Source organism: Paenibacillus sp. FSL H3-0302 (assembly GCF_037982245.1).
In the GTDB taxonomy this organism is placed as follows: Bacteria; Bacillota; Bacilli; order Paenibacillales; family Paenibacillaceae; genus Paenibacillus_AQ; species Paenibacillus_AQ odorifer.
This window is the reverse complement of the sequence record NZ_CP150284.1, coordinates 6,424,309-6,447,806: the sequence shown is the minus strand read 5'-3', so window position 1 is coordinate 6,447,806 and position 23,498 is coordinate 6,424,309. Positions and strand designations below refer to the sequence as shown.

The window sequence follows — 23,498 nt, the reverse complement described above, 5'->3', positions numbered from 1 at the left end:
ACATAAGGAGGAGTAAGAAGCATGACATCCACATTTCACTCGATAGAGACGGCGAGACGCAGCCTTTTTACTCAGACCGCAGCTCTTAATACAACTGGACACAATATCGCTAATGCGAATACCGAAGGTTATACTCGTCAACGTGTTAATATGCAAGCCTCTTTACCTATTGAAGCTTACGGATTGTTAAAATCTACTGTTCCAGGTCAAATGGGTACAGGGGTGGAATTCTCATCTATCGATCGGATTCGAGAAATGTTTCTGGATGATCAGTACCGTGGTGAGAACGCTGCTTTCGGCAACTGGAGTCTTCAAGCAGATACGCTCTCTAAGCTGGAAGCTATCGTTAATGAGCCATCGGATACAGGCATTCGTACAGTTCTGGATAACTTCTGGAAATCGTGGTCGGATCTAAGTAAGAACCCTGAAGATCCAACGGCCCGTAAGATTGTAGTGCAAACTGCACAATCTTTGACGGATGCTATGAACTATATGAGCACGCAACTGAATAATCTGGAGCGGGATCTAACCACTAATATAGATGTTAAGGCAAAAGAAGCTCAGGGTTACCTGACCGCGATCGCAGATCTAAATAAATCGATCTATAAGATTGAGGGTATGGGGGATCATGCGAACGATCTACGTGATCAACGCGACTTGATGGCGGACAAGCTCTCCAAAATTGCTAATATTACTGTTGTAGAGACGGAAGCAGGTTATAACATTTCTTTAGGGGGACAACCTCTCGTAGAGGGTGGGGAAGTAACTGCAACCGTAGATGGCGCGTTTCTTAATAATGCTTATGCCTCCGGAACCTTGAAGGGCGGCGAGGCTTACGGAATGATTTTTTCCAATAATACCTATGTTGCCGATTACAAGAAACAGCTCAATGATTTGGCGAGCACTATTGCTACAGGTGACGTTGAAATTACAGTGCCAGCTGGCTCCAATCTTCCTGAGGGCACAGTGTTGACTAGTGATGCCAAGATTACACAAGCTGACGGTACCGTAGTTACTTTGACCGCTGGTCAGGCCATGCCTAAGGGCGCAACAATGTATGAGGACGCCAGGACCATTGTCAAAGGGTTTAACGGACTTCACAAGTTAGGTTACGCGATGGATGGAAGCGCCGGACGCGATTTCTTTGTAACATCAGGTGAGGCTGGAACGATCAAACTGAATCCGGAAATTGCAGCTGACGTAAACCTATTTGCAACTTCGTTACGTACAACTGTTGATGCGAATGGAAATACGCAAGTCGTTAAAGGAAATAACACCTTGGCGCTTCTATTGACGAACTTGAAGGATAGTAAATTTACTAAGCCAGACGGTAGTGTGAGCAACACTGTTGGTGGGCTTTTCAGCTCTATGGTTGGTCAGCTGGGTATTCAATCCCAAGAGGCTGCACGTCAGACGGATAACTCAGATTATCTCGTAGAGCAAGTTAACTCCCGTCGTCAATCAGTCAGCGGTGTATCCCTAGATGAAGAAATGTCGAATATGCTAGTATTCCAGCATGCTTATAGTGCCGCAGCGCGTTTTATGACTACTTTTGATGAACTGCTCGACAAATTGATCAATTCCACCGGCACAGTCGGCAGATAAAAGGAGATATAGCGTATGTTGAGAGTAACCTCTAACATGATGAATTCACAGCTTCTGCTTAACCTAAATCGCAATGCACGTACGATGAACGATACACAGTTACAGCTTTCCAGCGGACGCAAAATCAACAAGCCTTCCGATGATCCGGTAGGAATCACGTATTCCCTGCGCTACCGTGCGGAGCTTTCCTCTAACGAACAATATACTAAAAATGTAGATAGCGCACTTTCATGGCTTGATTACAATGATACAGTTCTAGGACAGGCCGGAGATGTTGTTCAAAAGATTCGCGAACTGTCCGTACAAGCAGCGACAGGGACTAATCCGCAGTCCGCGCTTGATAGTATTAATGAAGAAGTGATGCAGCTAAAAGAGCAGCTTGTGGATATCGCTAACAGTACACTGAACGGTAAATATATATTTAATGGTGAGCAATACTCCACCAAACCTTATGATTTTGCTAAAGGTGCAGATGGTACCTATGATGTGTCTAAGCCGGTTACTACGGATCCTGGGCAGATTCAATTTATTGTCGGTGAAGGTGTACGTATGCCGATTAGTATGACCGGTAATGATGTATTCGGTAATACGGGAGATTCAGATAATCTGTATACAATCATTAATAGTATTTCTGCGGGATTAAAGGCTGGTGATCTTGGAGCCATATCGGGTCAATTAGATAACATCGACACGCGTATGGAAACCATCTTGACGGCCCGTTCTGAAATTGGTGCCAAAACCAATCGAGTGGAACTCATGCAGGAGCGCTTAAGTGACTTGAATGTCAATCTGACGGATCTGCAAGCTAAGACAGAGGATGCGGATTACGAGGGATTGATTATGCAGTCGAAAATCCAAGAGAATATATACAATGCCTCTTTGTCAGTAGGTGCAAAGATTATATCTACAACTTTGGTGGATTTTATAAGATAACGGAGGTGCTTCTCGTTGCTGCAGCCGATATTGCAAATTCGTCAGACTCCCGCAGTTATTGGTATTGATGCAGACTTGGGTGATTTTTCTATTACTCAGCCTAAAGCAGAAGTTAATATATCTACAACAGCGGGGAAATGGGATATCCAAACGTTTAAACCTGAGCTTTCTATTGATCAATCTCGAGCTTGGGCGGCATATAATGGTGGTAATATGCTCGAAATGAACAAACGAATTTATTCTGGTATCCAGCAACTATATCTTCAAGGAATTGCAAGGAAAGTAGAACAGGGAAATCAAATGGCAGAATTTTTTAAACCTGGTAACTCAATTGCTGAAGTGTATGGTACTGATACTGAACCCAATTCGTTTCCTGAAATGCGTGGTCCGGCATCCTTTGACAATGTCGATGTGCGTGTGAAAACTAGAGCGCCTCAAATTGAATTTTCGCCTAGCAAGGTAAATGTTCAGGTAAACATTCATCGTCCGGAAATAGAATATACTCGTGGCAAACTGGATATCTATATGCAGCAATATGCATCTTTGAGATTTATTCCTCCAGAAGTGGATGCTCAGATGTAATATGAGATGCCGTAGCAACTCGGACAGACCGTCTTTGGGAGACGGTCTGTTGTCTTTACAATAATAGAATTTTTTTGAAAAAATAAGTTTTTTTCTTATTAGGTCGGTGACATAATATTGCTACAAGAAATGCTAACAGAGCAATTGGGATTAAACTGTTCGTCTTCGGGGGAAGTTGATTTTTGTTAAAGGAGTGGGTAATTTTGATTATAGAAACACTGTCTTGGGGTAAACTTGAAGTAACTGAAGAACAAGTATATCATTTCAATAAAGGAATCCCCGGTTTTGATGAAGAAACTGATTTTGCATTGATTGCTATGGAAGATACTCCTTTCTGGTATTTGCAATCTACGAAAGAAAAGGAGTTATCATTTTTGCTTGGAGATCCCTTTGCCTTTTATCCATCTTACGAGTTTGAACTACCTGACGATGAGACTGAGGAACTGGAAATCCAATCTGATATTATTGTTCGTTGTATTATTACATTGAAGGATCAAGTTGATAAGTCTACTATTAATTTATTGGCCCCAATTGTGCTTAATCCTGGTAATCGAAAGGGCAAGCAGGTCGTTCTTCATAAATCATCCTATCTCACCAAGCATACCTTATTATCAGAGAAATCTGTTGAAGATGGAAAGGGTGGAGACTAATATGCTTGTACTTTCTCGTAAAAAAGGAGAGTCTATCATCATTCAAGATCAAATTGAGCTGACTATCTTAAGTGTAGAAGGAGATACAGTAAGGGTAGGTATCTCCGCACCTAAGCATGTGGATATTTTTCGGAAAGAGATATATCTGTCCATTCAGGAAGCTAACCGAGAATCTGCTGCCCCTGTCCAATCTGATTTGAACGCATTGATGGATCGGTTACGTAAAGCGAATAGTCACTAATATGTGATCGAGTATACCTGAGCTGCAAATTGCAGACTCAGGTTTTTTGATTTGTAAGAAATAAGTTCGAAAAAAATTAAATTACTCTAAACTATAGGTGGCTTCAAGTCGATATAAGTTGTAGATGTTGAACGGGTAGGGCGGCCGACCTTAAGGGTTCAACATTACCACAAGGATGTGGATTAACTTATTTTCAGGGAGGAAATTTATTATGATTATCAATCACAATATTGCAGCAATGAACACTCACCGTCAACTAGGTGTAAATACTGCCAACACAAACAAATCCGTTGAGAAACTATCTTCCGGTTTGCGTATTAACCGTGCAGGCGATGACGCTGCAGGCTTGGCGATTTCCGAAAAAATGCGCGGTCAAATTCGCGGTTTGGATATGGCTACTAAGAATGCACAAGATGGAATCTCATTAATTCAAACAGCAGAAGGCGCCTTGAATGAGACTCATAGCATTCTGCAACGTATGCGTGAATTGGCAGTTCAATCTGCGAATGATACTAACACAGCTTCTGACCGTGGTGAGCTACAAAAAGAAGTAAATGAGTTGGCAAAAGAAATTACTCGTATTTCTAATACGACTGAGTTTAATACGAAGAAATTGTTGGATGGTTCTGCTAGTACTGGTGGTGCAGGTGTCGATGGAAAGGATCTTACATTCCATATCGGAGCTAACAAAGGTCAAAATATTACCTTGAATATCAATGCTATGGATGCTGCTACACTAAAAGTAGCTGGTGGTGGAGCAAGTAACGCAGCGACTTCATCGACAGTAGATGCATTAGCAAGTGATGGTATTGATATTTCTACACAAACAGCTGCAGATGCTGCAATCACTGTTATCAATACTGCAATCGAAACTGTATCAGGCGAACGTTCCAAATTAGGAGCGTACCAAAACCGCTTAGATCACACGATTAATAACTTGGGAACGACTTCCGAGAACTTGTCTGCAGCTGAATCCCGTATTCGTGATGTAGACATGGCGAAAGAAATGATGAACCAAACGAAGAACAACATCCTTGCACAAGCAGCGCAAGCGATGTTGGCTCAAGCTAATCAACAACCACAAGCTGTGCTTCAATTGCTTCGTTAATATTTGAATTGAAGGGAAGGGCTTTATATAAGCTCTTCCCTTTTTTTGAAATGTGATTCTTCAAAATATTAGATTCCATTAAATTATAGGAAAATATTTCAATCACTATAAACTATGTAATATCATGTGTCGATATTAGTAGTAGGGTTGTTTCTGAAGGGCGGCCGACCTTGAGGAAACAATATCACCACAAGGATGTGGAATCATTTAATTTCAGGGAGGAAATAAGATTATGATTATCAATCACAATATTGCAGCAATGAACACTCACCGTCAGCTAGGTGTAAATACCGCCAACACAAACAAATCCGTTGAGAAACTATCTTCCGGTTTGCGTATCAACCGTGCAGGTGACGATGCTGCAGGTTTGGCGATTTCCGAAAAAATGCGCGGTCAAATTCGCGGTTTGGATATGGCTACTAAAAACGCACAAGATGGAATTTCTTTGATTCAAACGGCTGAAGGCGCACTGAATGAAACCCACAGCATTCTACAACGTATGCGTGAATTGGCTGTTCAGTCTGCAAATGATACTAATACCGCTTCAGACCGTGGCGAACTTCAAAAAGAAGTAAATGAACTGGCTAAAGAAATTACTCGTATTTCCAATACTACAGAGTTCAACACCAAAAAATTGCTGGATGGTTCTGCATCTACTGGATCAGGTGTTACAGGTGCTTCTGACCTTACATTCCATATTGGTGCGAATAAAGGTCAAAACATTGCATTGTCCATTAAAGCAATGGATGCTACAACGCTTAAAGTAAATGGAGCATCGACAGCCAATAGCTCAGCGGTTGCGGGTGCTGGCGCTACTACAGTTGACGGTATTGATATCTCTAGTCAAACAAATGCAGATGCAGCTATTGAGACTATTAACTCTGCAATTGAGACTGTATCTGGCGAACGTTCAAAATTAGGTGCCTACCAAAACCGTCTAGATCACACGATTAATAACTTGGGCACTACCTCTGAGAACTTGTCCGCAGCTGAATCCCGTATTCGTGACGTAGATATGGCTAAAGAAATGATGAATCAAACTAAGAATAATATTCTTGCCCAAGCAGCTCAAGCGATGTTGGCTCAGGCTAATCAACAACCTCAAGCTGTACTTCAATTGCTTCGTTAATAGTAAGCAGAATGATAGGAAAAAGGGACTCCATAAGGGGTCCCTTTTTCCTATCATTCTAATGTTTGATTATGACAAAGCCGATATATAAGATAACAGAATTTATGAGTTTGAGAGGATAATGATATGGATAAGACAATTACTTTATGCATGATTGTAAAAAATGAAGAAAAATATTTGAAGAGATGTCTTGAGAGTGTAAAAGATAAAGTGTCAGAGATCGTAATTGTTGATACCGGGTCAACGGATGGGACTCTAGTAATAGCAGAAGAATATACTACGAAGATTTACCATTTTAAATGGGTTGATGATTTTGCAGCTGCTCGAAATGAATCTTTAAAATATGCTACTTCAGAATATATTTTGGTACTGGATGCAGACGAATACTTAGAGTCAGATGCAGATTTGCAGAAAGATATAAAGCCTGACTATGACTATTTTTTATTGAAAATATATAATGATGTTTCCTATGGCAGGGCATTTACACATACTGCGGTACGACTCTTTGCTAACAATAGAGGATTACACTACAATAACCGTCTACATGAACATTTAAACATATTGGATGCTAAAACGAATTATAAAAGCCAATATGGAGAAGTAATTATTCATCATACTGGATACACTGATGAAATTATGCAAGAGAAGGAAAAAACAAAACGGAATTTACCCCTTATGTTACAAGAAGTTGAGGAAAACCCTGGAGCTTACAACCTGTATAATATGGGAAAAACTTATTTATCTATTAATGAAAATGCAAAAGCAATTGAATATTTTCAGAGAGCTTATCCACTAAGCTCTGGACGTATGTTTTTACCTGAGCTTATTACTAAACTGTGTTATTGCTTAGGTGAACTTAATCAATATGACGATAGTTTGAAAATTTTAAATGATGCAGTGAAAGTATATCCACTTGAGACGGATATGCGCTATATGCAGGGTAGAATATTCATGGATGCAGGATACATCAAGGATGCTGAAATAACTCTTAAATCATGCTTAGAGTTCGGTGGTGACCTGGGTGTGAGTGTTACAGAAGGAACCGGGGGATATATGACCCGATTTGTATTAGCGGAACTATATGAAGACCAAAATCAATTAGACGAAAGTTATAAATATATAGTAGAGGTTCTTCAGGAGAAAAAGACTTTTGCGCCTGGATTAAGTAAATACTTCGAGATTGTGACTAAATCAAATATACCACTAGACGATGTGTACCAGAATATTATACAGCTGTATAATATATCGAATATTAATGATTTACAGCTTTTACTAGATGTTCTGTATGGATTACGACATCCTTTATTGAATAGATTTATATCAGTGTATAGCATTACAGCTCAACCGAATGTTGCAGCTTCGGCAATGCAATATGATAAGAAATATATTGAAGCTAAAGATATGTGGTTAAGTATGGAAGATATACAGATTGAAAATGCAGTAGACATTCTTTTACTGTCGTTTGTATTAGATAATGAGGAATTATTTAATCTGGCTAAGCCTCATCTAAACTTCAGTGAAAAGGAAGAAAAACTCTTTAGAAAAATAATAAGAAAAGAAGTGATTTCATCTAATAAAATGACTTCCTATACAGAAAAAATTCTCGGGGATATTGCCTCTCATTTACTTAAACTTCAGGAATATGAGTGCTTGCAGACCCTATTAGAATATATTGCGGTGACTTCTTTGAAGAGTAAAATTAATAGCTACAGTCTCTTGATATCATATGGCTTCAATGAGGTTGCTATTGATCTTTTTGTTAAGCTATTTAAAAAAAATCCTAATAATGTGGAGACTATACGATTATTGGGCGATTTGTGTCTTTCTTGCAACTATATGGAGGATGCCCAGCTTTTTTATTCCAAGCTTTTAGAGTTAACGCCAGATTACGGTTCCTATGAAAGATGTTATAGATTATATGAAAAAATGAACGATCGTGTTGGAATGTCTAGAACGATAGATAGCATTAAGATTAAATTTCCTAGATCTTTGTGGGTGATTTAAATTCTCGTATTGATGTACTCTTAATATTTTGAATATTTAACCGATAAAAATAATATAAATATGCATCGGAGGTTGTTCTATGAATCTGCAATTTTCCTTGACCAGTAACAAATATGATAATTCTGTTATTGATCAGCGCCAGGTTAGTGAACGTAATATTCAAAACCAGGACACTAGATTAGTAAACGCAGTGAAGAGTGGAGAGAAACTATCTGTTCTGGAGAAGCAGGGGGTTCAGATTCCGGTAGGACAAGAGCAACTGATACGTAATATAGATAGGGCTGTTAAAGCACTGGAGGGACCCTCTACATCCTTAGAAATCAGTGTTCATGAAAAAACACATGCTATTATGGTGAAGGTAATTAACAAGGAAACAGGTCAACTTATACGTGAGATACCTCCAGAAAAAACGCTGGATTTAGTAGCTAAGATGATGGAGATCGCTGGGATATTAGTAGATGAAAAAGTATAAAGAGGAGGTTTAAAGATGCGGGTATTTGGATTTGGATCCGGTATGGATATTGATTCAATTGTTAAGGAGATTATGACGGCCAAAAGGGCTCCACTGGATAAGCTTAAACAACAGAAGCAAACCTTTGAATGGCAGAGAGAAAGTTATCGTGAGATAAATAGCAAACTGGTGGATTTCAAAATAAATAAATTAGCTAAATATAATAAGGGCGAAGAGATGAATCCTCAAAAAGCAGTATTAACTGGAAATAATACTGCTATCAGTGCGAAGGCGAATGCAGATGCAACACCTGTTCCTATGGAACTGTATGTGGAACAGCTTTCCACGCGTACTACGATCACTACTACAGGTATAACAGGCAGTTATGCCAACGGGTATAAATCAAGTACTCTGTTAAGTGCCTTGCCAGGAGGGACAAGTAATGCCGATGCACAAGGCAATTATACATTAACAATTGGTGATGCTGAATTTATCTTTAACAAGGATTATTCAATATCTCAGGTTTTATCGAGAATTAATGCTGATGCAGGTGAAAAAAAGGCGAATGTAGTTGCAAGTTTTGATGAATTGACAGGTAAATTAATTCTCTCTGCAAAAGAATATGGTGACAAACAGATTGGTGCTGTAGGTGGAAATTTATTGAGTTTGTTCAATGCAGCACCTACGGATACATTAAGTATAACTGATGGAAAAAAAGGAATTATACATGTTAAATCTGAAGGTGAAGCTTCCTTTCAAAAAGTGGAATTCAATGGTAATAAAACTAGTATTAACGGAATAAGTATCTCGCTTCTAAGTACTTCAACTGAAGCGACTTCATCTAAAATATCAGTTCAGGTGGAACCTACCAAAGCAATTGAATCAATTAAATCATTTATAAATGACTACAATGAGTTAATTGAATTGATGAATAAAAAAACTAGTGAGAAAACTTATAGAGACTTCCCTCCTCTAACGGATGAACAAAGAAAAGAAATGTCAGAGGATGATATCAAAAACTGGGATGCAAAGGCTAAAAGTGGTCTTCTTAAAAACGATACAATTCTGGCGGCAACGGTCGCAAGTATGCGTGAGATTATTTCTGCAAATTTGGGTGACCTTAGTAAAATGGGAATCGATACTGGTCAGTATTTCGAAGGCGGTAAATTAGTTCTTAAAAGTGAAGATGACCTGAATAAAATATTGGAGAACAATCCTACCTTTGTTACTCAGTTATTTCAAGGTTCGGGTGAACAAAAAGGTATATTCTCACAAATTTCCACTAAAATTGATGGACAGCTTCAAAAGCTAGTTGACAAAGTCGGTACATCTAAATTTTCAACGAGTGTTACAGATGTGTTTAAAACAAATAGTATTATGGGAGATATGTTGAAGAATTATAATAAACGGATTGATGATATGACTCAACGTATGAATGATCTAGAGACAAGATACTATAAACAGTATGCTGCCATGGAACAAGCAATGAGCAAGTATAATGCACAATCAACAAGCTTGACTAATTTTATATCGGGATAATTTAATCTATAAATATTTATGCGAAATATTGATAAACTTCTGTAAAAGATAGCTACGCTATATATTTAATAAAAAATATTAATACCGAATGCTAGCGTATAAGATGCTGCTTTCGGTTTTTAATTATTATTTTATTGTAAGGGTGGCTCTTAAACTTGGGAAAAGAGATGAATGAATGAAAAGTAACAACGAAACGTTTGGCCAAGTTATTAGCTTAATTATCCCTTTAATAAACCGTACCTATAATAAAATAGCTGAAAATGAATTTGATAATGAAGTTATCGACAACATAAATGTTATTGCAGAGTATGCCGTTATACTTAATAACTCAATGAATGAAGACCATTTCGGAAAAATTTTGACTGATAGTGTCGAAAAGTTTATTGAAACTCTCGTTGATTTAATTGAGGCCTTTAATGATCATAATATCACAAAAGCAAAGGTGATTTTTACAAAGTCCCTGACTCCAAAGGTGGAATTTATGATTAATCTTTTGAAACAGGAAGAAGCTATAATGGAATTAGAAAACGCTTATCCTGGAGTCGGAAATAGTAGGGTTCAAATAGGACCATTTACATATGGGACCCCAGAAGTGAAAAGTTTCGGAGAAAATACGTTTCTGAAAATAGGTAAATTTTGTTCGATTTCGGATAGAGTAACTATATTTTTAGGAGGTGAACATCGGACAGATTGGATCACAACTTATCCTTTTAACGTATTAAGTCAACATTATTCCTATATAGAAGGGCATCCGAGAACTAAAGGAGATGTCACCATTGGTAATGACGTTTGGATTGCATCAGGAGTAACTATACTATCTGGAGTATGTATAGGGGATGGTGCTGTTATTGGTGCATCATCTGTAGTAAGTAAAAATATCCCCCCTTATGCAGTGGTAGCGGGTAATCCTGCAAGGATTATTAAATATAGATTTAAAGAAGATGAAATTAAAAAAATGAATAAATTAAAATGGTGGGATTGGGATGTTAAGGAAATAGCAAATGCAGTTCCACTATTGCAAAGTAATAATATTAATGAATTTATAAAGCGTTATGATCGTTGAAGATAGAAAAATAGCATTCTAGATTTTTCATTTTTCCACTTCTGCTAATGGATTAAAAAGAAATAAACTCTGACCGATATATATAGTTATAGGGATTTTTAGATATGCATAATAAATGGTTAACTTGAAGTTTCACTTGAGGTAGAGAATGGAGAATGGCAATTTATGATGACAAGTATTATCATACTAGCGTATAACCAGCTTGAGTATACTAAGATGTGTATTGAGAGTATAAGGGAATATACAGACCTTAATTCATACGAGTTAATTGTAATTGATAATAATTCTAGTGACGGAACTCGTGATTGGTTAAGAATACAAAGTGATATAAAGTTGATTGAGAATGACAGTAATTTGGGCTTTCCTAAGGGTTGTAATCAAGGAATCGAGATATCGACTGGAGATAATATTCTCTTACTAAATAATGATACTATTGTAACTTACAATTGGTTGGATAATCTATTGGTTGCATTAAATGGAGACCCTTCTGTGGGTGCGGTTAGTTGTGTAACTAATAACTGTTCATATGCACAGAGTGTACCCTATAGTTATGCAAATATAGAAGAAATGCATGAGTTTTCTAAGAATTTTAATACAAATAATCTCGGGGAGTACAACGAGAGAATTAAATTAATCGGATTTTGCTATTTAATTAAAAAATCTGTGATTAATGAAATTGGTATGTTGGATGAACAGTTTTCTCCAGGTAACTTTGAAGATGATGATTTCTCCTTAAGAATTAGAAAAGCCGGATATCGGTTGTTACTTTGCAAAGATACATTTATTCATCATTTTGGGAGTGTTTCTTTTATTGAGGAAAAAGAAAAGTATGCTAAGTTATTAAACAGAAATGCTGTCCTCTTCGAGAAAAAATGGGGATTTAGTCCTCTTTATTCGCAACATATTCGATTTGATGTCTTAAATATGATTCAGGACTCCCCTGATACTGAACTTGTAATTCTGGAAGTAGGCTGCGCATGTGGTGGGACTTTATTGGAGGTGAAAAATCGTTATAAAAATAGTACTGTATTCGGAATCGAGATTAATAAAGAAGCTGCAGAGGTTTCATCATTAATTGCAGATGTCAGTACTGTTAATATCGAGAAGGAAGCACTTCCTTATCAGGAGAATACATTCGATTATATAATTTTAGCCGATGTACTTGAACATCTTGTTGACCCATGGTCAGTATTGGAAAAGCTGAGGAAATCTCTGAAACCATCTGGACGTATTCTTATTAGTATTCCTAACATCATGCACCATTCTGTTATTCAAGGATTACTAAATGGTTTTTGGACTTACACTGATGCTGGAATATTGGACAAAACTCACATGCGCTTTTTTACTCTTTATGAATTAAAAAAAATGATCATAAGTACGGGGTACAAAATAGATCACTTAAGTGGGAATTCTATCGGTTCATCAAAAGACAGCGAAGATTTTGTTCGGAAATTACTTACAATTAATGACAACGACGCTTTGAAGGATCAATTTAATGTGTATCAATATTTGATTTCTGCTTCTAAGAATAAGGTGTTTGATCTTATGGATTTATTTATTTTAGATGGGGAAGTAAATCTAACACATTGGGAAAAGGTGGATCATTTCTCTGTAGAAGAAGTTATCGAAATAATTGTTACTAAGAACTGGGAAAATGAAATGAAGGAAGAAATATTCAACCAGTTAGGAGCTAAATTTTTTGAAGAAGGAAAATCGGCAAAAGCAATTGCTTTTTTGAAAAATGCATATTATCTAAATAGTAGTAACGCGGAAGTTTTATATAATCTTACTTACGCTTTATCTATGGTAGGGGAAACTTCCTTAGCACATAGTTTTTTAGAAAAATTGAAATTATCAGATGAGATGTTATATAAAGAGTTTCTGAAGGTTCTAATTTAAATGAAGTTACACCGAAGATAATCAGAGTAAAAGAGTTGGCAATTTTAATTCAATTGAGATACTCATCAGATGTTAAGTCGATTTTTGATTGCTTTAGTTAATTTTTAGTAAAGGGTGACACAAATGATAAATTCTCCTTATGAAAAATACCGTCAGTCATCGGTAAAAACATCGACCCCCTCACAGTTACTGATTATGTTATTTGATGGAGCGATTAGATTTGTAAGGGCGGGTATGGAAGGAATCGATTCAGTTGACTATCAAAAGACAAACATTAACCTGGGTAAAGCGCAGACAATTGTTAGTGAATTGATGTCAACACTGGATCCTACCTATGACATATCTAAAAGTTTGTATGATCTATACGAATATATAAATCATTTGTTGATTCAGGCGAATGTGAAGAAAGACAAGGTTCCTGCAGAAGAGGCGTTACAGTATTTGACTGAGTTTCGAGTAACTTGGTTAGAGGCGTCAAAGCTGGTACCAACACATGAGAAGACCCATGGATAATTGTATCTTAGAGTTAAATAAGATTACTCAAGATATTATTAATAGACTAGGTAATTGTTCATATGAAGAATTAAATGATTTCGTCGAACAACGTCAAAATTTGATAGATCAACTCGAACAGCATGTGAAAAAACAGTCGATCGGTGTAAACCAGCAGCATCAGTTACGAGAGTTGTTAGAGGCCGATCCTAAGATAATTGCAAGGATGCAACAACTTAAAAGTGAGGCAGCTAAGTGGCTTCAACAGCGAGAAATGGCCAAAACCCAACGCAACGCCTACGAGGCCGCCTACACCCCAGACAGTTTTCTTATGGATCGCAAAAAATAATTTTATCGGTGTTTCACTATAGGAGTAGACGGGTATTAAATACCGTCCGCTCCTTTTTTTGATCATTGTACCGAATCTATTTCTTGTTTATGGAAAATTTAATAGTTTATTTTACGTGGTAAATTATTGAATGTAAACATTTTCTTTTCCAATTGACAATAAAGAAGTTACGGTGGTATAGTCGAATTGTGAGCAAGACTCACGTTCATCTGATGACGAAGGGAATGTTTAATCAATGGAAGGTAAAGTAAAATGGTTTAACGCAGAAAAAGGTTATGGTTTTATCGAGACTGCAGACGGTGGCGACGTATTCGTACACTTTTCCGCGATTCAAACTGATGGTTTCAAGACATTGGATGAAGGTCAATCCGTAGAATTCGATATCGTTGAAGGTGCACGTGGACCACAAGCAGCTAACGTAATCAAATTATAATCATCCGGCGAAGCCGAACTACATATAAGTAGATGGTTAGCAATTTAGACAGCGCTAGCAGGGATCTTGGAATCTTCCAAGATCCTTTTTTTGTGCGTTCATATGTGTCTAGTATAGCCAATCCTAGTAAAGAAAATAGCCTATTTTGTAAATTCATTTTATGGAAAATGTTAGAACTATGCAAAAGGTGGGTAATAGATATACGTTGAGCTGTTTATCTTACCTCGACACACACTATGTTAGCCTAGGTTACTACATTCACGAAGAAATTCAATATAGCCTAAGCTATCAAAACAATTAGGAGGGTGATTAGCAGGATGAAGAAGATGTGGCGCGGTCTTATGACCGGAATATTAGGTACTAGTATGTTATTGGGGTCTCTCGGCAGCGTATCTGCTGCAACTGTACCTAAGGATATTCAAGGCCACTGGGCACAAGGTCAGCTGCAGGAATGGCTAGATAGAGGTTACCTTGGAGGCTACCCAGATGGAACGGTGAAACCAAACAAAGCAATTACGCGTGGTGAGTATGTGACTATGGTAAATCGCCTGTTAGGGTTTACAACTAAAGCAACAGTAACTTTCAAAGACATGAAGAGCACAAACTGGAATTACAGTGAAGTGGCTAAAGCTGTGGAAGCTGGATATATCGGAGGATACGAGGATAATACGTTCCGTCCTAATAATCCGCTTACAAGAGAAGAAGCAGCTGTAATTACTGCAAAATTACTTAAATTGAGCACCAATACAACTTCGAACAAATTTAAAGACAATGCACAAATTGCAGCATGGGCAAAAGGTGCTGTAGCAGCCGCAGTGGAAAAGAAGATTGTTAACGGTTATCCAGATGGAACCTTTGGTCCTAAGAGATCGTTAACACGTGCCGAGGCTGTAGGTATTATCAATACTTCAGCTATTTATTATCCTGGTAGTGGCACAGGTGGTGGTGTAACACCTACACCAACTCCAACGGCTACTCCGACACCAACAGCTACACCAACCCCAACTGCTGCTCCAGGTGGCAGTACTGGCGGAGGTTCTGGTGGTGGTAACGGTGGTGGCGAAAGTAGCACAGCGCCAACAGTAAGTGGGGCAACCTACGGTAATGTTGGTTCGGTCACAGCGGATGTATACCTGACACCTTCCGTAACTGGTGCAGTATACTATGTTGTAGCTCCTTATAATGCTGATGTAACTGCTCCAACTGCATTGCAGGTGGAAAAAGGACAAATTAGTAACGGGACTGCAAGTGTTATCCATGGTAGTGTTGCGACTATAGCTAAAACAACGGTTACATTCTCTGTTTACGGATTGAATCCTGGTACAGAATATGCAACATATATCACGCTTGCGGATGCAGCTGGTAACTTGTCTACTGTAACGACAGTTCGGTTGACTACTGCTCAAGCTACTGCTAGCTCGATTTCGCTTTTTGAGCCGGGACAAGTTAGTACAGTTACAGCAGATGTATATGTTAAATATGGTGTAACAGGTGGCGATACAACCCCAGTTAGATATGTAGTATTGCCAGCAAATGAGAAGGCACCTACTGCAGCGCAGATTGCTTTAGGTCAAAATGGTAGCGGTACTGCACTGGCTGCTCCATGGACGGACACACTTACGTTTGCTTCTGGTGTAAAACGTACACAGACCCTAACTGGTTTAGCAGCAAATACTGCCTATAAGGTATATGTTATTGCAGGATCGGGTTCTCAATGGTCTCCTGTAGAAATCATTCAAATTCATACCAAATAGCCTGACCTTATGTGATTTCATTCGGAGAATATAAGAGTGGAATCCGTACTATAATAACGACAGGTTTACTTTTGGTCCGGTAGGGCGATTGGTTGCTCTTACCGGACTTGTTTTATTTGTGAACGCTATGACAACATTTGTTATCTAAATGTAAGGGCTGTAAGGAATTGCTTTTTACTTAGCGCTTACAATTTGGTATAATGAAGGTGTAACTAAAGGAGGAGTGGCCATGCAATTCACCATTCGAGGTCAACAAATTGACGTGACCGACGCTTTGAGAGAGTATGTTGATAAGAAGCTCAGCAAACTTGAGAAGTATTTCGAAGCACCCCCTACCTCTGAAGGGTCTGTGACGCTTGGCGTAGTTCGCGGCCTTCATACGGTGGAAGTAACCATTCCGCTTGCTGGCGTGACGCTTCGTGCGGAAGATCGCAGCGATGACATGTATGCTTCCATAGACGCCGTTGTGGACAAGCTGGAACGCCAAATTCGCAAACACAAAACGAAGCTGAATCGGAAGTTCCGTCAAGAGGGACTCAAGACGCTGTTTGTGGATGGAGCTAGTGCCGCTGTTGCTGTAGAAGAACAAGATTATGATGATTTAGAAGTGGTTAGGAACAAACGCTTTACGATGAAGCCGATGGATGTGGAAGAAGCGATTCTGCAAATGAACATGGTAGGACATAATTTCTTTGTGTTTTCCAATATCGACACCTCGGAAGTTAGCGTAGTTTACAAACGTGATGATGGTAAATATGGACTGATTGAACAGGGCTAAGTTATAATGATGCCAGTTATGCTCTAAGTATAAAGGGCCTCGAGAGTTAGTCAGAACCTAAGAAATTTAAACCGAGCCCCTATTCGCTTATAGCGAATAGGGCTCTTGTGCGTATATATGAAAAATGTGGCTGTTACACCTTGTATTGCGGCATCTCTTACAAACTGTTACAATTTATGAAGCAGCGGAATCGAATTTATAAATGGCCCTTTCAATTTTGTGAGGATGGGCTCGGTTCCACCATCTGTGTTGCATGAAAGGGGTTAACCATGCTAGGACTTGTAAAGAAAATATTCGGAGACACAAACGATCGTGACGTTAAACGTCTCATGAAGACAGTCGATGTAATTAATGGATTGGAGCCGGAATTTGTAGCACTATCCGATGAAGCTTTAAAAGCTAAGACGGAAGAGTTCCGCGCCCGTATTGAGAAAGGCGAAACCTTGGAAGAAATTCTTCCTGAGGCGTTTGCAACCGTACGTGAAGCTTCCAAACGGACGCTTGGCATGCGGCATTTTGATGTACAGTTAATTGGTGGTATGGCCCTGCATGAAGGCCGAATCTCCGAGATGAAGACTGGTGAAGGTAAGACTCTAGTAGGAACATTGCCAGTGTACTTAAATGCTTTGCTTGGTAAAGGCGTACACGTAGTAACGGTCAATGACTATTTGGCTCAGCGCGACAGCGCACAAATGGCACAAATCTATAACTTCCTGGGCATGACGGTTGGGGTTAACCTAAGCGGTATGGACCATGCTGATAAACAAGATGCTTACGCCTGCGATATTACGTATGGCACGAACAACGAATTTGGTTTCGATTATTTGCGTGACAACATGGTGCTTTATAAAGAACAAATGGTTCAGCGCCCTCTTTATTTCTGTATTATTGATGAAGTGGACTCCATTCTTATTGATGAAGCACGTACACCTCTTATCATTTCCGGACAAGCTGAGAAGTCTACTGAATTGTACTTTGCAGCAGACCGTTTTGTGAAAAAGCTTAAAGCTGAAGAAGACTACACAGTTGATATCAAAGTGAAGTCCGTAGCCTTGACTGAAAAAGGTGTAGCTACTGCTGAACGCGCTTTTGGTATTGAGAACTTGTATGATCACAGTCATGTAACCTTGAATCACCATATCGTCCAAGCCCTGAAAGCAAACGTAATTATGCGTCGTGACGTAGACTACGTTGTTAACGAGGGTGAGGTCGTTATTGTTGATGAATTTACAGGACGTTTAATGTCAGGCCGTCGTTATAGTGACGGTTTGCACCAAGCGATTGAAGCGAAGGAAGAAATCGAAGTACAGAATGAGAGCATGACGCTTGCTACGATTACTTTCCAGAACTATTTCCGTATGTATCGCAAATTGGGCGGTATGACAGGTACAGCTAAAACTGAGGAAGAAGAGTTCAAGAAGATTTATGGTCTTGAAGTTCTTCAAGTCCCTACGAATAAACCGAATCAGCGCATAGATATGCCGGATGTTGTCTACAAGAGTGAGAACGGTAAGTTCAACGCTGTTGTGGCAGAAATTGTAGAGCGTCACAAAAAGAACCAACCTGTACTTGTGGGTACAGTGTCGATTGAGAATTCAGAGCTCGTATCTGAAATGCTGAAGCGCAAAGGCGTTAGACACCAAGTGCTTAACGCGAAGCATCATGCTGCGGAAGCTGAAATCATTACACATGCAGGTCAGCCAGGTACAGTTACGATTGCTACCAACATGGCTGGTCGGGGAACAGATATCGTTCTAGGTGAAGGTGTGACAGATCTTGGAGGTCTGCATATCATTGGTACAGAGCGTCATGAATCGCGCCGGATTGATAACCAGCTGCGTGGTCGTGCGGGTCGTCAAGGAGACCCAGGTTCTACACAATTCTACTTGTCCCTTGGGGATGAGTTGATGAAGCGTTTCGGCGCTGACAACGTTTTGAGTATGATGGATCGCCTTGGCTTTGAGGAAGATCAGCCGATTGAGAGCCGCATGATTACGCGTGCTGTGGAATCTGCTCAGAAACGTGTTGAAGGTAATAACTTTGATATTCGTAAAGTCGTATTGCAATATGATGACGTTATGAATCAACAGCGTGAAATTATTTATAAACAACGCCGTGAGATTCTGGAGTCTGAAAATATTAAAGATATCGTACTTGAGATGATCAAGCCAGTTATCGAACGTATTGTTCATGCACACTGCAGTGACGATATTCCTGAAAACTGGGAGCTGCAAGAAGTTGCTGATTACGTTAACAGCAAGCTGCTTGAAGAAGGTGCTTTGACTCGTGATATTCTGTGGGGCAAAGAAGCAGAAGAGATCATTGAGTACATCTTCGAACGTGTACTTGAGAAATATGCTGCTCGTGAAGAACGTCTGGGTTCAGAATTGGTACGTGAATTCGAGAAGGTAATTGTGCTGCGCTCCGTGGACAGCAAGTGGATGGATCATATCGATGCGATGGATCAATTGCGTCAAGGGATTCACCTACGTGCTTACGGTGGTACAGATCCACTTCGCGAGTATCAATTCGAAGGATTCGAAATGTTTAATACTATGACGGCTACGATTCAAGAAGAAGTAGCTACTTATATTATGAAGGCTCACATCGAGACAAATCAGGAGCGTCAATCCGTTGTAGAGGAAAATAAAATTTCCACTAACAGCGAACCTGCTGAGAAACGTCCGGTACATGTTGAGGCGGCAGCTGGTCGTAATGATCTTTGCCCTTGCGGAAGCGGCAAGAAGTACAAGAACTGCCACGGTCAAAACGCATAAGACAAACGTTTAGTAGCGCTCATATTCAGGTGTTGAAGATGTAAGTCTTTAGCCCTGATCTCTATGGGTATACTAACCATAAAGAGCGGCTGGGCCCGGGGGTATCCCCCGTTTACGGCCCAGTCGCTTTTTTGGATATTTAGCACTTGAGTGAATGTGGAATGGAGAGAAGGTTTGGAACTGGAGAAACGGAGTGTTCGCCTTTATTTCGGGATTCCAACCGCTATGCGGTTATCAATTCAAGGAATCTGGAAACAACAGCGATCGGAAGTCCAATCCTTCTCGGAATGGCTGAACATTCACTCATTACTAACTTTCCAATAGCGAAGACCGTAACAACCTATTTTGAAAGGTGAAGTGACCATATGATTGAAGCTAATGTAAAGCAGGATCTGCGTGAAATAGGCAAGAAACTAACTGACCTTAGGGGGTCTCTTTGACTTAGATCTTAAGCAAGAGATGATCTCGAACTTTGAAGAAAAAATGGCTGCTCCAGGCTTCTGGGATAATCCAGAGCAGGCACAGAGCGTGATCGGCGAGATGAATGCCGTGAAATCGTCCGTGGATCAATACGAGAAGCTGCAACAAGAATACGACGATGCTGCGATGATGGCAGAGCTTGCGGATGAAGAGGGCGATGAAGATCTTGCGGCAGAGATTGGGGAGACGATCAGCAGTTTAGGCAGCAAAGTGGATGAATTCGAGCTGCAATTGCTACTTAACCAGCCGTATGACAAGCTGAATGCTATTCTTGAGCTCCATCCGGGTGCGGGCGGTACGGAATCCCAAGACTGGGGCCAGATGCTACTGCGGATGTATACCCGTTGGGCTGAAAAACGTGGATTCAAGGTTGAGGTGCTGGACTACTTACCAGGTGATGAAGCGGGAATTAAGAGTGTTACACTACTTATTAAAGGCTTCAACGCCTACGGATATCTGAAAGCTGAAAAAGGTGTACATCGGCTAGTACGGATTTCTCCGTTTGACTCTTCGGGCAGACGGCATACCTCTTTTGTATCCTGTGATGTCGTTCCGGAAATTGCCGATGATGTAGAAGTTGAAATTCGTACTGAGGATTTGAAGATCGATACGTATCGGGCGAGCGGCGCGGGTGGACAGCATATTAATACCACAGACTCTGCGGTGCGGATTACCCACTTACCTACGGGTGTGGTGGTAACCTGTCAGAACGAACGTTCACAGATCAAAAACCGCGAGCAAGCAATGAAGATGCTGCGTTCCAAGTTGTATGAGCGTAAACTGCAAGAACAGCAACAGCATTTGGATGAGATTCGCGGCGAGCAATCCGATATTGCTTGGGGCAGTCAGATCCGTTCCTATGTATTCCATCCGTATAACATGGTTAAGGATCACCGTACTTCCGTGGAAACGGGGAATGTGGGTTCTGTGATGGACGGAGATATTGATGTATTCATTGATGGTTACTTGCGTAGCCAGATCAAGATTGAGGCAGAATAAAAGAGAGAGTTTCGGGGGAAACGGATACCATTCATGGATTAGGATGGGATGGCCGTTTCTTCTTTCGTAGAGCAAGATGACACTTTAAGGAGAGCCTTTGAAATGCAAAAAGTCAATTCACGTAATAAACCCCCACTGATTCCTCTGAATGGGCCACTCCGACATGTGGTGGATACGATGTTAATTTTGCTCGGATCGCTAGTTACAGCGCTGGGGTTTAATCTTTTTTTTCTGCCTAGTCATATTGCTTCTGGTGGTGTATCCGGTCTGTCGGTATTGGCTGAAGCTTGGTTTGGAGCTGAACCGGCATTTACGCAATGGGCGCTTAATATTCCGTTGTTTGTACTCGGGGTAATCTTCTTGGGTAAACAATACGGAGTTCGCTCGCTCCTTGGGAGCTTTGTGTTGCCGCTCTTTATCTTGTTGACAAAAGATTTGCCTGCACCTACCACCAATCCACTCTTAGCCTCCATTTATGGCGGTATCTGTGTGGGGGTGGGGTTAGGTCTTGTGTTCCGCGGACGGGGCTCGACAGGTGGACTTACTATTTTGGCGCAGATTATTCAAAAGATATCCGGTCTCAGCTTCTCGATTTCTGTAGTGCTGCTGGACGGGACGGTCATTGTGCTGGCTGCTTTTATACTCGGTATGGAACAAGCACTGTATGCACTGATCGGTCTGTTTGTTACAGGTAAGGCGATTAATGCGATAGAGGTAGGCTTCCGTTATACAAAGGTGGCTTACATAATCTCGGACAAGACGGAAGAAATATCTGAGGCGATTTTGAATGATCTGGATCGGGGTCTGACGAAGCTGGATGCACATGGCGGTTATACTGGTGATGAGCGTACGGTGCTAATGGTTGTAGTAGGTCAGAATGAGGTTTCCAGATTAAAAGCGATTGTTCAATCGGTAGATACTAGTGCTTTTGTGATTATAACTGAGGCGCATGAGGTGCTGGGTGAAGGCTTTAAAAGAGAAGTGTAATTTCTCCGAAAGGAGAAGCTACGCTTCTCTTTTTTTGTAAATAGAATTATATTTAAGAATAAAGAAAGTTAACACTATGTGTTGTATTTATATTAATTGAGTCGTATAATAATACATATTTCTAAGACGGTATGCATTATATTATTTATTATAATTCAGGATAAGCAGGAAGTGGGGATGACAGTGGAAGGCAAGCTGAGAGCGGCGATTGTTGGATCAACGGGTTATGGGGGCGTAGAGCTGATTCGGCTGCTACAAAGTCATCCTAAGGTAGAGATTACTTCGGTAATTTCCTCATCAAGCGCAGGGGATGCTATAGAGGAAGGTTTTCCGCATTTGACGGGCATCATTGATCGAAGGCTGGATGGCGTTGACCCGGCTCAGATGGCTGAGCGGGCGGATGTGGTATTTACGGCGACGCCGTCGGGTGTGAGCGCAAAGCTGGTGCCGCAGCTGCTGGAAGCTGGACTTAAGGTCGTGGATCTGTCCGGTGATTTCCGATTGAAGGATGGTGCAGAGTATGAGCACTGGTATAAACATCCCGCTCCGGCTGATGAATATCTAGAGCAGGCTGTATACGGACTTTGCGAGGTGTTTGGAGAGCGTGCGGCAGGGGTTGATTTTATATCTAATCCAGGCTGTTATCCTACAGCTACACTTCTTGGACTAATTCCTGCAATTCAGGCAGGTTGGATTAAGCACGACAGTATTATTATTGATGCGAAATCAGGAGTTACTGGAGCAGGACGCGGAACAAGCCTGATGGTACATTATGCAGAGATTAATGAGAACTTTAAAGCTTATAAAATCAATAAGCATCAACATATACCAGAAATTGAGCAGACACTCACAGAGGTTGCTGGAGAAAAGGTAACGGTAACGTTCACCACACATCTCGTGCCGATGAGCCGGGGAATTATGAGTACGATGTATGCAGGGATGACGGACAATTATACGGAGCAGGATTTTGTGAATTTGTACCGTGAATATTATGCGGGCCGGCCATATGTGCGGGTGCGTGATGTAGGTGTGATTCCGGCGACAAAAGAAGTTAGCGGCTCTAATTATTGTGATATCGGATTTGCAACAGATGCTCGTACAGGGCGGGTGACCATAGTCTCCGTCATTGATAATGTTGTAAAAGGTGCGGCAGGGCAGGCAATACAGAACCTTAATTTGATGATGGGATGGGAGGAAACCCTTGGCCTCGGCTACACACCTGTGTATCCATAAGGATCAGCGGTA

The 23,498-nt window shown here is 40.3% G+C and carries 21 protein-coding genes; all 21 read left to right on the top strand.

Going from position 1 to position 23,498, the window contains the following annotated elements; all coding sequences use genetic code 11:
• The first annotated feature begins 21 nt into the window (after positions 1-21).
• The 21 genes from flgK (at position 22) to argC (ending at position 23,486) form a co-directional block, all read left to right on the top strand.
• Positions 22-1,605 (top strand): flagellar hook-associated protein FlgK, encoded by a 1,584-nt coding sequence (gene flgK, locus MHH50_RS28720; protein ID WP_340033764.1) that lies wholly within the window; start codon positions 22-24, stop codon positions 1,603-1,605.
• Positions 1,606-1,620: 15 nt separating this feature from the next.
• A complete protein-coding gene (flgL, locus tag MHH50_RS28715; RefSeq protein WP_076107000.1) occupies positions 1,621-2,538 on the top strand; it encodes a flagellar hook-associated protein FlgL in 918 nt (305 codons plus the stop codon).
• A gap of 15 nt (positions 2,539-2,553) precedes the next feature.
• Entirely contained in the window at positions 2,554-3,120 is a 567-nt protein-coding gene (locus MHH50_RS28710) for a DUF6470 family protein (protein WP_340033763.1), read from the top strand.
• Positions 3,121-3,323: 203 nt separating this feature from the next.
• A complete protein-coding gene (gene fliW, locus MHH50_RS28705) occupies positions 3,324-3,770 on the top strand; it encodes a flagellar assembly protein FliW (protein ID WP_076220358.1) in 447 nt (148 codons plus the stop codon).
• A 1-nt stretch (position 3,771) separates the two neighbouring features.
• Positions 3,772-4,011 (top strand): carbon storage regulator CsrA, encoded by a 240-nt coding sequence (gene csrA / locus MHH50_RS28700; RefSeq protein WP_076107006.1) that lies wholly within the window; start codon positions 3,772-3,774, stop codon positions 4,009-4,011.
• Positions 4,012-4,222: 211 nt separating this feature from the next.
• On the top strand, positions 4,223-5,119 hold the full coding sequence (hag, locus tag MHH50_RS28695) for a flagellin Hag (RefSeq protein ID WP_076220359.1): 897 nt from the start codon (positions 4,223-4,225) through the stop codon (positions 5,117-5,119).
• Between the two features lie 232 nt (positions 5,120-5,351).
• Entirely contained in the window at positions 5,352-6,248 is an 897-nt protein-coding gene (gene hag, locus MHH50_RS28690; RefSeq protein WP_076220360.1) for a flagellin Hag, read from the top strand.
• Positions 6,249-6,374: 126 nt separating this feature from the next.
• Positions 6,375-8,252 carry a glycosyltransferase family 2 protein gene (locus MHH50_RS28685; protein WP_076310002.1) on the top strand — a complete coding sequence of 626 codons (1,878 nt, stop codon included), beginning with the start codon at positions 6,375-6,377 and terminating at the stop codon, positions 8,250-8,252.
• Between the two features lie 79 nt (positions 8,253-8,331).
• A complete protein-coding gene (locus tag MHH50_RS28680; RefSeq protein WP_076107013.1) occupies positions 8,332-8,724 on the top strand; it encodes a flagellar protein FlaG in 393 nt (130 codons plus the stop codon).
• A 15-nt stretch (positions 8,725-8,739) separates the two neighbouring features.
• Positions 8,740-10,242 (top strand): flagellar filament capping protein FliD, encoded by a 1,503-nt coding sequence (gene fliD, locus MHH50_RS28675; protein WP_076220909.1) that lies wholly within the window; start codon positions 8,740-8,742, stop codon positions 10,240-10,242.
• 514 nt (positions 10,243-10,756) lie between these two features.
• Complete coding sequence (locus MHH50_RS28670) at positions 10,757-11,305, top strand: CatB-related O-acetyltransferase (protein ID WP_076220649.1); 549 nt, start codon at positions 10,757-10,759, stop codon at positions 11,303-11,305.
• A gap of 165 nt (positions 11,306-11,470) precedes the next feature.
• The gene (locus tag MHH50_RS28665; protein WP_076220648.1) at positions 11,471-13,204 is read left to right on the top strand and encodes a bifunctional glycosyltransferase family 2 protein/class I SAM-dependent methyltransferase; all 1,734 of its coding nucleotides are present in this window, start codon (positions 11,471-11,473) and stop codon (positions 13,202-13,204) included.
• Positions 13,205-13,327: 123 nt separating this feature from the next.
• Entirely contained in the window at positions 13,328-13,717 is a 390-nt protein-coding gene (gene fliS, locus MHH50_RS28660; protein ID WP_076220647.1) for a flagellar export chaperone FliS, read from the top strand.
• Complete coding sequence (locus tag MHH50_RS28655; protein ID WP_340033762.1) at positions 13,698-14,045, top strand: hypothetical protein; 348 nt, start codon at positions 13,698-13,700, stop codon at positions 14,043-14,045. The genes fliS and MHH50_RS28655 overlap by 20 nt, the downstream gene beginning before the upstream one ends.
• A 235-nt stretch (positions 14,046-14,280) precedes the next feature.
• The gene (locus tag MHH50_RS28650; RefSeq protein ID WP_019915069.1) at positions 14,281-14,478 is read left to right on the top strand and encodes a cold shock domain-containing protein; all 198 of its coding nucleotides are present in this window, start codon (positions 14,281-14,283) and stop codon (positions 14,476-14,478) included.
• A gap of 317 nt (positions 14,479-14,795) precedes the next feature.
• Positions 14,796-16,232: an S-layer homology domain-containing protein gene (locus MHH50_RS28645; RefSeq protein ID WP_340033761.1), complete on the top strand. Its 1,437-nt coding sequence runs from the start codon at positions 14,796-14,798 to the stop codon at positions 16,230-16,232.
• Between the two features lie 229 nt (positions 16,233-16,461).
• A complete protein-coding gene (gene raiA, locus MHH50_RS28640; RefSeq protein WP_036678506.1) occupies positions 16,462-17,010 on the top strand; it encodes a ribosome-associated translation inhibitor RaiA in 549 nt (182 codons plus the stop codon).
• A gap of 269 nt (positions 17,011-17,279) precedes the next feature.
• Entirely contained in the window at positions 17,280-19,787 is a 2,508-nt protein-coding gene (gene secA, locus MHH50_RS28635; protein ID WP_036678509.1) for a preprotein translocase subunit SecA, read from the top strand.
• Positions 19,788-20,152: 365 nt separating this feature from the next.
• Positions 20,153-21,266 (top strand): peptide chain release factor 2 gene (gene prfB / locus MHH50_RS28630; protein WP_139329815.1). Its coding sequence is split into 2 segments (ribosomal slippage): positions 20,153-20,224 and positions 20,226-21,266, totalling 1,113 coding nucleotides; the frame shifts between segments, so codons are not numbered across the junction.
• Between the two features lie 102 nt (positions 21,267-21,368).
• Positions 21,369-22,253 (top strand): YitT family protein, encoded by an 885-nt coding sequence (locus MHH50_RS28625; RefSeq protein ID WP_076305772.1) that lies wholly within the window; start codon positions 21,369-21,371, stop codon positions 22,251-22,253.
• A gap of 183 nt (positions 22,254-22,436) precedes the next feature.
• Positions 22,437-23,486 carry an N-acetyl-gamma-glutamyl-phosphate reductase gene (gene argC, locus MHH50_RS28620; RefSeq protein WP_217696596.1) on the top strand — a complete coding sequence of 350 codons (1,050 nt, stop codon included), beginning with the start codon at positions 22,437-22,439 and terminating at the stop codon, positions 23,484-23,486.
• Positions 23,487-23,498: the final 12 nt, after the last annotated feature.